The 12305-nt window shown below is 71.9% G+C and carries 8 protein-coding genes; 2 read left to right on the top strand and 6 right to left on the bottom strand.

The features are described from left to right. Positions 1-105 precede the first annotated feature (105 nt). Together ACWCSV_RS15255 and ACWCSV_RS15250 are read left to right on the top strand one after the other, a co-directional pair. Positions 106-1839, top strand: a complete 1734-nt coding sequence (locus ACWCSV_RS15255) for an ABC transporter ATP-binding protein (protein ID WP_451142285.1) — start codon at positions 106-108, stop codon at positions 1837-1839. After that, on the top strand, positions 1839-3764 hold the full coding sequence (locus ACWCSV_RS15250) for an ABC transporter ATP-binding protein (protein WP_451142283.1): 1926 nt from the start codon (positions 1839-1841) through the stop codon (positions 3762-3764). The genes ACWCSV_RS15255 and ACWCSV_RS15250 overlap by 1 nt, the downstream gene beginning before the upstream one ends. A 91-nt stretch (positions 3765-3855) precedes the next feature. Here the strand turns inward: ACWCSV_RS15250 and ACWCSV_RS15245 are convergent, their stop codons facing one another. From ACWCSV_RS15245 to ACWCSV_RS15220, 6 genes are all read right to left on the bottom strand, one after another. Beyond that, complete coding sequence (locus ACWCSV_RS15245; protein WP_451142399.1) at positions 3856-4980, bottom strand: RNA polymerase sigma factor; 1125 nt, start codon at positions 4978-4980, stop codon at positions 3856-3858. 170 nt (positions 4981-5150) lie between these two features. Further along, complete coding sequence (gene dnaG, locus ACWCSV_RS15240) at positions 5151-7070, bottom strand: DNA primase (RefSeq protein ID WP_451142281.1); 1920 nt, start codon at positions 7068-7070, stop codon at positions 5151-5153. 169 nt (positions 7071-7239) lie between these two features. Further along, positions 7240-8499: an NAD(P)/FAD-dependent oxidoreductase gene (locus ACWCSV_RS15235; RefSeq protein ID WP_451142279.1), complete on the bottom strand. Its 1260-nt coding sequence runs from the start codon at positions 8497-8499 to the stop codon at positions 7240-7242. Between the two features lie 199 nt (positions 8500-8698). Further along, the gene (locus tag ACWCSV_RS15230) at positions 8699-10150 is read right to left on the bottom strand and encodes a deoxyguanosinetriphosphate triphosphohydrolase (RefSeq protein WP_451142277.1); all 1452 of its coding nucleotides are present in this window, start codon (positions 10148-10150) and stop codon (positions 8699-8701) included. Positions 10151-10249: 99 nt separating this feature from the next. After that, complete coding sequence (locus tag ACWCSV_RS15225; RefSeq protein ID WP_451142275.1) at positions 10250-11080, bottom strand: sirohydrochlorin chelatase; 831 nt, start codon at positions 11078-11080, stop codon at positions 10250-10252. Positions 11081-11325: 245 nt separating this feature from the next. Beyond that, a complete protein-coding gene (locus ACWCSV_RS15220) occupies positions 11326-12261 on the bottom strand; it encodes an HAD family hydrolase (protein ID WP_451142273.1) in 936 nt (311 codons plus the stop codon). Between the last annotated feature and the right edge of the window lie 44 nt (positions 12262-12305).

Here is a 12305-nt window from a genome sequence, read left to right as displayed (position 1 = left end):
CCGCTCTCGCTTCTTGACTCCGGCTTGGGGAAAACGGTTCGTCCCCACGGAGGTGCGCACGGCAAGATGGTTCGGCCTCTGCCGTCGCCGACCCGAGAGACACGCGTGCTCATAAAACTGCTCAGGTCCTTCCTGGGCCCCTACCGAAGGCCGATCCTGCTGCTGGTGTTCCTCCAGCTCCTGCAGACCTGCGCCTCGCTCTACCTGCCCAGCCTGAACGCCGACATCATCGACAACGGTGTCGTGAAGGGTGACACGGGCTACATCCTGGAGTACGGCGGCGTGATGATCGCTGTCAGCGTCGTCCAGGTCGTCTGCAACATCGGCGCCGTCTACTTCGGGGCGCGGACCGCTTCCGCGCTCGGCCGCGACCTGCGGGCCTCGGTCTTCGACCGGGTGCAGTCGTTCTCGGCCCGTGAGGTCGCCCGGTTCGGGGCCCCCTCGCTGATCACCCGTACGACCAACGACGTCCAGCAGATCCAGATGCTGGTCCTGATGAGCTTCACGCTGATGGTGTCCGCGCCGATCATGTGCGTCGGCGGGATCATCATGGCGCTCGGCCAGGACGTGCCGCTCTCCTCCGTGCTGCTGGCCGTGGTGCCGCTGCTGGGGATCGCGGTGAGCCTGATCGTCCGGAAGATGCGGCCGCTGTTCCGCACGATGCAGAAGCGTCTCGACACGGTGAACCGGGTGCTGCGCGAGCAGATCACCGGTAACCGGGTGATCCGCGCCTTCGTGCGCGACGGGTACGAGGTGGAGCGGTTCCGGGGTGCGAACACGGAGCTGACGGACGTGGCGGTGTCCACGGGCCGGCTGATGGCGCTGATGTTCCCGACCGTGATGACGGTGGTGAACGTGTCGTCGATCGCGGTGGTGTGGTTCGGCGCGCACCGGATCGACAGCGGCGGGATGCAGATCGGGGCGCTGACGGCGTTCCTGTCCTATCTGATGCAGATCGTCATGTCCGTCATGATGGCCACCTTCATGTTCATGATGGTGCCGCGCGCCGAGGTGTGCGCCGAGCGCATCGACGAGGTCCTGGAGACCGAGTCCAGCGTGGTGCCGCCCGTCGCCCCGGTGACGGAGCTGCGCCGCCACGGTCATCTGGAGCTGCGGGGTGCGGAGTTCCGCTACCCGGGCGCCGAGGAGCCGGTGCTGCGCGCGGTGGACCTGGTGGCCCGGCCCGGCGAGACGACCGCGATCATCGGGTCGACGGGCAGCGGGAAGTCGACGCTGCTGGGGCTGGTGCCGCGGCTGTTCGACGTGACGGAGGGCGAGGTCCTCGTCGACGGTACGGACGTGCGGACGCTGGATCCGGCGCTGCTGGCGAAGACGGTGAGCCTGGTCCCGCAGAAGCCGTACCTCTTCTCGGGGACGGTGGCGTCGAACCTGAGGTACGGGAACCCGGACGCGACCGACGAGGAGCTGTGGCACGCGCTGGAGGTGGCGCAGGCCAAGGAGTTCGTGGAGCGGCTGGACAACGGCCTGAACTCGGCGATCGCGCAGGGCGGCACCAATGTCTCCGGCGGTCAGCGGCAGCGTCTGGCCATCGCGCGGACGCTGGTGCGCAGGCCGGAGATCTACCTCTTCGACGACTCGTTCTCGGCGCTCGACTACGCGACCGACGCGGCGCTGCGTGCGGCGCTCGGGCGGGAGACGGCGGGGGCGACGGTGGTGATCGTCGCGCAGCGGGTGTCCACCATCCGCGACGCCGACCGGATTCTCGTCCTGGACGAGGGCCGGGTCGTGGGCACGGGTACCCATCGCGAGCTGATGGACGGCAATGAGACGTACCGGGAGATCGTTCTCTCCCAGCTGACGGAAGCGGAGGCGGCGTAATGGCCGGGCCGGGCGGACGGATGATGGCCGGGGCGCCCGTGAGCAAGTCCGCGGACTTCAAGGGGTCGGCCAAGCGGTTGCTGGGGCGGTTCAGCGCGGAGAAGTCCTCGCTGTACCTGATGCTCCTCGCGGGTGTGCTGAGCGTGGGTCTGTCGGTGGTCGGGCCGAAGATCCTGGGCGCGGCGACGGACCTGATCTTCGGCGGGGTCATCGGGCGGAGCATGCCCGAGGGCGCCACGAAGGCGCAGGCGATCCAGGCGTTGCGGGACAAGGGCGACGGCGCGATGGCGGACCTGCTCTCCGGGGTGGACTTCACTCCGGGGCAGGGCATCGACTTCACCGCGGTGGGCCATGTGCTGCTGGCGGTGCTGGCGGTCTACGTCGGTGCCGGGCTGCTGATGCTGGTGTCGACGCGGCTGTCGATCCGGATGATCAACCGGGTGGTGTTCCAGCTCCGCGAGGATCTCCAGACGAAGCTGTCGCGGCTGCCGCTGTCGTACTTCGACCAGAAGCAGCGCGGTGAGGTGCTGAGCCGGGCGACGAACGACATCGACAACATCTCTCAGACGCTCCAGCAGACGATGGGGCAGCTGATCAACTCGCTGCTGACGATCGTCGGCGTGCTGGTGATGATGTTCTGGATCTCACCGCTGCTGGCGCTGGTGGCACTGGTCACGGTGCCGTTGTCGGTGGTCGTGGCGTCGCGGGTGGGCAAGCGTTCGCAGCCGCAGTTCGTGCAGCAGTGGAAGGTGACGGGCAAGCTCAACGCCCACATCGAGGAGATGTACACCGGGCACAGCCTGGTGAAGGTCTTCGGTCGCCAGGACGAGTCGGCGGAGCGGTTCGCGGAGGAGAACGAGGCGCTCTACGAGGCCGGGTTCAAGGCGCAGTTCAACAGCGGGATCATGCAGCCGCTGATGATGTTCGTGTCGAACCTGAACTACGTGCTGGTCGCCGTCGTCGGCGGGCTGCGGGTGGCGTCGGGTTCGCTGTCGATCGGTGACGTGCAGGCGTTCATCCAGTACTCGCGGCAGTTCTCGATGCCGCTGACGCAGGTCGCGTCGATGGCGAACCTGCTGCAGTCCGGTGTCGCGTCGGCCGAGCGGGTCTTCGAGCTGCTGGACGCCGACGAGCAGGGGGCGGACCCGGTGGACGCGGAGCGTCCCGCCGAGCTGCTGGGCAGTGTGCGGCTGGAGAACGTGTCGTTCCGCTACGACCCGGAGAAGCCGCTCATCGAGGATCTGTCGCTGAGTGTGGAGCCGGGGCAGACGGTGGCCATCGTGGGGCCGACGGGCGCGGGCAAGACCACGCTGGTCAACCTGCTGATGCGGTTCTACGAGGTGACCGGCGGCCGGATCGTGCTGGACGGCGTGGACGTGGCGAGGATGTCGCGCGACGAGCTGCGGTCCGGGATAGGGATGGTCCTCCAGGACACCTGGCTGTTCGGCGGTTCGATCGCGGAGAACATCGCGTACGGCGCCGCGCGCGAGGTCACCCGGGAGGAGATCGAGGAGGCGGCCCGCGCGGCGCACGCGGACCGCTTCGTCCGTACGCTCCCCGAGGGCTACGACACGGTCATCGACGACGAGGGCACCGGGGTCAGCGCGGGCGAGAAGCAGCTGATCACCATCGCACGGGCGTTCCTGTCCGATCCGGTGATCCTCGTCCTCGACGAGGCGACCAGCTCGGTGGACACCCGTACCGAGGTGCTGATCCAGAAGGCGATGGCGCGTCTCGCTCACGGGCGGACCAGCTTCGTGATCGCGCACCGGCTCTCCACGATCCGGGACGCCGACGTGATCCTGGTGATGGAGAACGGTTCGATCGTGGAGCAGGGTTCGCACGACGAGCTGCTGACGGCGAAGGGCGCGTACGCGCGGCTGTACGCGGCGCAGTTCGCCGAGGCGCTGGCGGAGGTCGACTGAGGGTCGTACGGCGGCCGAGGGCGCTCCTGGACGGTCTGCACGGCCGTCCGGGGGCGCCCTTCGGCGTTCGCGGGACCAGGGGGGCCGGGGCTCAGTCGAGGTAGCCGCGGAGCTGTTCGGCGTAGGCGTGGCCGCGGAGCCGTGCGAGGGTCTTGGCCTCGATCTGGCGGATGCGTTCGCGGGTCACGCCGAAGAGCGTGCCGATCTCCTCCAGGGTGCGGGAGCGTCCGTCGTCGAGGCCGTAGCGGAGCCGGACGACCCGGCGTTCGCGTTCGCCGAGGGTGGAGAGCACGGCTTCGAGGTGTTCGCGCAGCAGGAGGAAGGATGCCGACTCGGCGGGTGAGGCGGCGTCGCCGTCCTCGATGAGGTCGCCGAAGCAGGCGTCGTCCTCCTCGCCGACCGGGGCGTGCAGGGAGACGGGTTCCTGGGCGAGCCGGAGGACCTCGCGGACGCGTTCGGCGCTGAGTTCGAGTTCGGCGCCGACCTCCTCGGCGGCGGGCTCGTAGCCGCGTTCCTGGAGCAGCCGGCGGCGTACCCGGACGACGCGGTTGATCTGCTCCACGACGTGGACCGGGACGCGGATGGTGCGGGCCTGGTCGGCGAGGGCGCGGGACATGGCCTGGCGGATCCACCAGGTCGCGTAGGTGGAGAACTTGTAGCCCCGGGTGTAGTCGAACTTCTCGACGGCCCGGATGAGCCCGACGTTCCCCTCCTGGACCAGGTCGAGCATGGTGAGGCCGCGTCCGACGTAGCGTTTGGCGACGGAGACGACGAGCCGGAGGTTGGCCTCGATGAGGCGGCGTTTGGCGTTGCGGCCGAGGACGGTGATCAGGTCGAGGTCGTGGGCGAGCCGGGAGTCGGGGCGGGGGCCGGTGGCGAGGCGTTCCTCGGCGAAGAGCCCGGCTTCGACGCGACGGGCCAGTTCCACCTCCTCGGCGGCGGTCAGCAGCGGGACGCGGCCGATCTCCCGGAGGTACTGGCGCAGCAGGTCCGATCCCGCCCCGGTGTGGTCGGTGGCCCGGCCCGGGGGTGCGGCGGGTGCGGTCTCCTCGTCGTCCTGCTCCTCCTCCAGCACGGCGTCGGGGGGCGCGGGCGGCCGGGCCCCGCTCTCCGGATGGTGCGCGGCCCTGCTCTGCGGGGGAATCGCGGGGGCGTACGCGGGGGCGTGGTCCGTCGTACTCGTCACGGTCCGGGTCTGCACGGGGGCGACCTCCAGGTGATCGCTGCCGGAACGCGGTGACGGGGGTCCGCCCTCGGTGGGCCGACGCGCTCCGATGACTCAGGCACCGCCGTCCAGTGTGGCGTACGGCACAACGCCGCCACGAGGGGCGTGCGGTGACTTTTTCGGTGCTGCCGTTCCGCGTGCGCGCCGGGGCGCGCCGGGTGTCAGAGTGCGTCGGTGCCGTGGCTGCGGAGCGCCTGGGCGTACTGCTGGAGGACCCAGACCTCGTTCTGCGCGGCGGCGAGGTGGTCGGGGGCGACCTGGGAGCCGAGGCGGGCGAGGCTGCTGTTGACGTCGGCGATCCGGCGGTCCACGGCGCGCAGCCGGACCTGGACGAGCTGCATGCCCGCGTAGGTCTCGTCGATGGACTTGCCGTGGAAGACCTCGACGGCCAGTTCGGTGACGAGTTTGCGCACCGAGTCGTGCGGGGTGGCCTCCAGGACGGCGGCCAGGTAATCGCGGGGTTCGGCGACGCCCTGTTCGGCGCCGCCCGCCTCGGCGATGCACTCGCGCACGGCCGCGTAGGGCGGGGCGGTGAACTCGTCGGAGCCGTACGCGTCGAAGGCGGGCGAGACCAGGGCGGGCTTCTGGAGGGCCAGCTTGAGGAGCTCGCGTTCGGTGCGGTGGGCGGGGCTGCGGAGGTTGAGCGCGGGGCCGGAGGGGGCGATGGAGACGGGCGTCACGTCCTGGTGCCGGGCGCCGGGGCGGGACTGCTTGCCGCCGCTGCCCTGGCGTCCGCCGTCGCCGCCCCGGCCGCGCGCCCACTGGGCGAGCTGGTGGACGCGGTGGACGACGTACTCCTGGTCGAGGATGCCGACGAGTCCGGCGAGCTGGACGGCCACCTCGCGCTGGACGCTGCTCGTCTTGATCTTCGCGACGACGGGCGCGGCCTCGTCCAGGGCGGCGGCGCGGCCGGCCGGGGTCTCCAGGTCGTAGCGGGCGACGATCTGGCGGAGCGCGAACTCGAAGAGCGGGGTGCGGGGTTCGACCAGGTCACGGACGGCGTCGTCGCCCTTGACCAGGCGCAGGTCGCACGGGTCCATGTTGTCCGGGGCGATGGCGATGTAGGTCTCGGCGGCGAACTTCTGGTCGTCCTCGAAGGCGCGCAGGGCGGCCTTCTGGCCGGCCGCGTCGCCGTCGAAGGTGAAGATCACGCGGGCGCTGCCGTTGTCCATCAGGAGGCGGCGGAGGATCTTGATGTGGTCGTTGCCGAAGGCGGTGCCGCAGGTGGCGATGGCGGTGGTCACGCCGGCCAGGTGGCAGGCCATGACGTCGGTGTACCCCTCGACGACGACGGCGCGGCTGGCCTTGGCGATGTCCTTCTTGGCGAGGTCGATGCCGTAGAGGACCTGCGACTTCTTGTAGACCGGGGTCTCGGGGGTGTTCAGGTACTTAGGGCCGTTGTCGTCGTCGCGCAGCTTGCGCGCGCCGAAGCCGACGATCTCCCCGGCGGTGTCGCTGATGGGCCACATCAGCCGGCCCCGGAACCGGTCGATCGGACCGCGCCGGCCGTCCTGGGAGAGGCCGGAGGTGATGAGTTCCTTGTCGCTGAAGCCCTTGCCGCGCAGGTAGCGGGTGAGGTGGTCCCAGCCGGCCGGGCTGTAGCCGACTCCGAAGTGGGCGGCGGCGGCCTGGTCGAAGCCGCGCTCGGCGAGGAACTTCCGGCCGATCTCGGCCTCGGGTCCGTCGAGCTGCTCGACGTAGAACTTCGCGGCGGCCTGGTGGGCCTCGATCAGCCGGATGCGTTCGCCGCGCTGGTGGGAGGGGTTGTAGCCGCCCTCCTCGTAGCGCAGGGTGATGCCCGCCTTCGCGGCGAGGCGCTCGACCGTCTCGGAGAAGGTGAGGTGGTCGATCTTCATCACGAACGCGAGGGTGTCGCCGCCCTCCTGGCAGCCGAAGCAGTGGAACAGGCCCTTGGAGGGACTGACCTGGAAGGAGGGGGACTTCTCGTCGTGGAAGGGGCAGAGTCCCTTGAGGTTTCCGCCGCCCGCGTTCTTGAGCTGGAGGTATTCGGACACGACGGAGTCGATCGGGACCGCGTCCCGTACCGCCTTCACGTCGTCGTCATTGATCCTGCCAGCCACGGGAGAAGTCTACGGGGGCGCGAGGGGTTACTGCCCTGGCCGGGAGGCGCGGGGCCGAGCGCGCACGTGCGCCGGGTGATTGCCGGTGGCATGTCCCGTACACAGAGGTGGTGCGCGGTTTCGTGTACGGGACAGGGGCCCGGGCGGGACCGAAAGGGCGGATCGGCGGTCAGAGCAGGGATTCGAGGGGTACCGAGGGGTCGGCGAGGGCGTTCGGGTCGTGCTGGGAGCGGGCGGTGATCAGCGCCTGGACGGTCTCCGTGACGTCCCACACATTGACGTTCATCCCGGCCAGCACGCGGCGGTCCCGCAGCCAGAAGGCGAGGAACTCGCGCTTGCGGGCGTCGCCCCGGATGACGACCTGGTCGTACGAACCGGGCGGCGCCCACCCCGAGTACTCGAGGCCCAGGTCGTACTGGTCGGAGAAGAAGTACGGCACCCGCTCGTGGCTCACCTCCTGCCCGAGCATCGCGCGGGCGGCGGCCGGGCCGCCGTTCAGCGCGTTGGCCCAGTGCTCGACGCGCAGCCGGGTGCCGAAGAGCGGGTGCTCGACGGAGGCGACGTCCCCGGCGGCGTAGATGTGCGGGTCGGAGGTGCGCAGCGAGGCGTCCACGGCGATGCCGCCGCCGTGCGCCCGGTCGGCGAGCTCCAGCCCGGCGGCCTCGGCGATGCCGGTGCGCGGGGCGGCGCCGATCGCGGCGAGCACGTGGTGGGCGGGGTGCTCCTCGCCGTCGTCGGTGCGTGCGGCGAGCACCACGCCGTCCTGGCCGACGATCTCGGTGAGGCGGGCGCCGAAGTGGAAGCGGACGCCGTGATCGCTGTGCAGGTCGGTGAAGATCTGGCCCAGCTCGGGGCCGACGACGCCGTGCAGCGGGGTCGGTTCGGGCTCGACGACGGTGACCTCGGCGCCGTAGCCGCGGGCCGCCGCCGCGACCTCCAGGCCGATCCAGCCGGCCCCGGCGATCACCAGGTGGCCGTTGTCCCGGCCGAGGGCGGAGAGCACCCCGCGCAGCCGGTCGGCGTGGGCGAGGCGGCGCAGGTGGTGGACGCCGACCAGGTCGGTGCCCGGGATGGGGAGGCGGCGCGGTTCGGAGCCGGTGGCGAGGAGCAACTTGTCGTAGTGGATCACGGTGTTGTCGCCGAGCTGGACGGAACGGGCGTACCGGTCGACGGAGGTGACCGGCTGGCCGAGGTGGAGTTCCACGTCGGCGCCCGCGTACCACGCCTTCTCCTGGACGAACACGCTGTCGCGGTCCGCCTTTCCGGCGAGGTACCCCTTGGAGAGCGGTGGCCGCTCGTAGGGGTGGTCGCGTTCGTCGCCGATCAGGATCACCCGGCCGTCGAACCCCTGCGAGCGGAGTTCCTCGGCCGCCTTCGCGCCGGCCAGTCCTCCGCCGACGATGACGAACGTCCTGTGTGCGTCCACCACTTGCTGCCTCCTCAATGCGTACTGCGCGGTGCGTACTGCGCGGCGCCCTCACCCTGCGAGCCTCCCGCACGGAGGGTGAGGGCGAAAGAGGGTGTGCCCCTCCTGGCGCATGTCCCATGGTTGCGGGCCCGGCTGTGTGCCAGCACATCATCCGCCGCGCCGCCGGGGACGGCCGCCGCGCCCCGCAGGTCACGGCGCGTCAGGAGGCAGGTCCCGTCAGGTACATGTGCAGGGAGCGCGCGGAGGAGTCGGTGAGGGCGGCGATCTGGTCCACCAGGACGCGCTTGCGGGCCCGGTCGTCGGGCGCGGACTCGAACAGGGCACGGAACTGCGGTTCCAGGCCTTCCGGTGCCCGGGCGGTGAGCGCGGCGGCCAGTTCGGCGATGACGACGCGCTGGCCGGCGCGGATCGCCTCCTGCTCGGTGCGCTGCATGACGTACCGGACGGCGACGGCCTTGAGCACCGCGCACTCGGCGCGGACCTCGCGGGGGACGACGAGTTCGGCTCCGTACCGGGTGAGGCGGCCGGGGCCGTGGACCTCGCGGGTCGCGGTCTCGGCGGCCTGGCAGAACCGGCCGATGAGCTGGCTGGTGGCGTCCTTCAGCCGGGCCTGGGCCACAGCGGAGCCGTCGTAGGTGTGCGGCCACCACTCCTGGCCGATGAGCCGGTCCAGCGCCGCCGCTAGCTCCTCGGGGTCGGTGTCCGGCGGAACGTACCGGCCGATGGCCGCCGCCCAGATCGCCTCCCGCTCGGCCGGGTCGTGCAGGCGGGCGGGGACGAAGTGCCCCGCGTGCAGGCCGTCCTCGAAGTCGTGGACGGAGTAGGCGACGTCGTCGGACCAGTCCATCACCTGGGCCTCGAAGCAGGTACGGCCGGGCGGGGCGCCCTCGCGGGCCCAGGAGAAGACCGGCAGATCGTCCTCGTACACTCCGAACTTGGCCGATTTCGGGTCGGTGGGGTGGCCGCCGCGCGGCCAGGGGTACTTGGTGGCGGCGTCGAGCGCGGCCCGGGAGAGGTTGAGGCCGACGCTGGCCGGTTCGCCGGTGTACGGGTCGCGGACGAACCGCTTCGGCTCCAGCCGGGTCAGCAGCCGCAGCGACTGGGCGTTGCCCTCGAAGCCGCCGCAGTCGGCGGCGAACTCGTTGAGCGCCTGCTCGCCGTTGTGGCCGAACGGCGGGTGGCCCATGTCGTGCGCGAGGCAGGCCGTCTCCACCAGGTCCGGGTCGCAGCCGAGGACCGCCCCCAGCTCCCGGCCGACCTGCGCGCACTCCAGGGAGTGGGTGAGCCGGGTGCGCGGGCTGGCGTCCCAGACGTCGCCCCGGGTGCCGGGCGTGACGACCTGCGTCTTCCCGGCCAGCCTGCGCAGCGCGGCGGAGTGCAGCACCCGGGCGCGGTCGCGCTGGAACGCGGTGCGGCCGGGGCGCTTGTCGGCCTCGGTGTCCCAGCGTGCGGTGTCGGAGGGGGTGTAGCCGGGGGGCGAGTGGGGCGCGGGTGCCGGGTGTCGCGGCGCCGAGGGCGCAGGCGCGGCTGTTCTCCGCTCCGTGCCGTGGAGGCCCGGGGCCTGGTCGCGTACGTCCTGGTCCGTGCTGTCGGTGTGTCGTGTCCCGTGCTGGTGTGTCCCGTGCGTACCGGTCCCGTGTGTCCCGTCCATGGTTACGACCATAACGACCGGATCCGACAGTTGACCGGGATCGTGCGGGAGGGAAGCGCACGGAAGGGCAGAGCAGGACAGGGCAGGACAGGACAGGGGTCAGGCGGTTGCGAGGAGAGGTTCGCCGGCCGACGGGCCGCCTTCCGCCGGGGCCGCGCCCGCGCAGGCCTGGTCGTAGCGGTGCAGCAGCAGCCGGACCATCGCGGGGTGGTCGCCGAGCGGGGCCGCCGCGATGCCGGGGGCGGCGTCCGCGGCCGCCGTCGCGAAGCGGCCGGGGGCGGTGAAGTACGAGGCGACGGCGATGCGGTGGTACCCCCGGGCGGTCAGCGCGCGGACCGCGACGGGCACGGTGGGCGTGGCGGCGGAGGCGTACGCGGGCACCACCGGCACCCCGCCGAGCCGCTCGCCGAGCAGGCGGGCGGTGCGCCGGGTGTCGGCGGCGGACTCGGGGTCGCGGGAACCGGCGGCTGCCAGGACGACGGCGCCCCCGCGCCGGGTCCGCTGCTCGTCGGGCCCTTCACCGGCGGGCCAGCCCGCTTCGACGAGCCGTCCGTACAGCGCCTCCACCAGCAGTGGGTGGGGGCCGAGCGGGGCGGCGACGCGGGTACGGACGGCGGGTGCGGCGGCGGCGAGCGCGGGCAGGTCCTGCTTGACGTGGTAGCCCCTGCCGAGCAGCAGCGGTACGAGGACGGCGGAGCCGCCCGCGAGTCCGGCGAGCGTCTGCGGCAGCAGCGGTTCGTTCAGCTCGATGTGGCCGAGGCGTACGTCGAGGCCGGGGCGCATATCCCGTACGCGGTCGAGGAGTTGCGTCACGGTCCGGAGCGCCTGCGGGTCCCGGCTGCCGTGCGCCACGGCGACCAGGGCCGGGGAGCCGGGGACCTCTGCGAGGTTGCGGCCCTTGGGGCGGGCGGAGTGCCGGGTGCGCTGCATGGGTCTGCGGGGTCCGTTCCGGGAGGCGACGGCGGGAGACGGGGGTGGGTGACGGGGGGGGTGGGCGACGGGGAGTGGGGACGGGGACGGAGGTGGGGGACGGCGGGGCGCTCTGGCGCCGGGACACCTGGCGCCGAGGAGCCCGTACCGTTCTGGCACCAGCCTGCCGGGCGGAGGTTGCCGGTCCGTTGCCGCGAAGGGTCCCGGGTGTTTGCGCCGTCCTCACGGGCGCGCGTGGGCCGTTGTCAGCTCCTCGGTACGGGGGTGACACGGGTGGCGGGGGCGACCGGGGCGACCGGGACGGCGTGGACGAGCGGGGTGACCGTGAGCTCCTCCCCCGCACCGAGGTCAGCCGTGCCGAGGTCCCCCGTACCGAGGGGCCCGTACAGCCGCTCCAGGACGACGCCGACCCCGTCCTCCTCGTGCGAGAGGGTGCGGTACGGGGCGGCGGCGAGGACGGCGGGGTGGGCGTTGGCCATGGCGTAGCCGGCTCCGGCCCAGCGGAGGATGTCCAGGTCGTTGGGCATGTCACCGAAGGCGACGACGTCGGCGGCGGTGAGCCCGCGCTCCGCGCAGAGCAGCGACAGGGTGCCCGCCTTGGTGACTCCGATGGCGCTGACCTCCAGCAGTCCGCGCCCGCCCGAGTGCGTGTACTGGGCGAGGCCGGGCGCCACCCGCTCGACCGTCGTGAGCAGGGTGTCGGCATCGGTCCGGTCGGACCAGGCGAGCAGCTTGGCGAGCGGGATCCCGGTCTGCCAGAGCGCTTCCCGGGACGGGAGGACGGACTCGAAGGCAGGGTCGCCGGAGAAGCGCAGCAGGAAGGCGGGTTCGAAGTGGATGTGGCCCGCGGCCTCGATCCCGAACGAGATCTCGGGCAGTTCCGCCGCGAGGAGGCCGGCCACCGTCCGGGCGGTGGGCAGGGCCAGCGGCCGGGAGGCGGTGACCGTACGGGTGGCGATGTCGTAGACGACGGCACCGTTGCTGCACACCGCCGTGCCGGTCAGCCCGGTCATGTCGGCGAGCCGGTCCAGGTAGCGGGGCGGCCGGGCGGTGACCACGACGACCTCGGCCCCGGCGTCCTGCGCGGTCCGCAGCGCGCGCAGATTGCGGTCGGAGAGGCTGCCGTCACGTCGCAGGAGGGTGCCGTCGAGGTCGGTGGCGACCAGTCGTGGTTGCGTCATCGCACGATGCTACGGGGTGCTCCCACCGCGAAACAGGCGAGGAC

The sequence above is a fragment of the Streptomyces sp. NPDC001770 genome (genome assembly GCF_053596135.1).
Note: the sequence above shows the minus strand (reverse complement) of the source record. Positions and strands in the feature narration are given on the sequence as shown.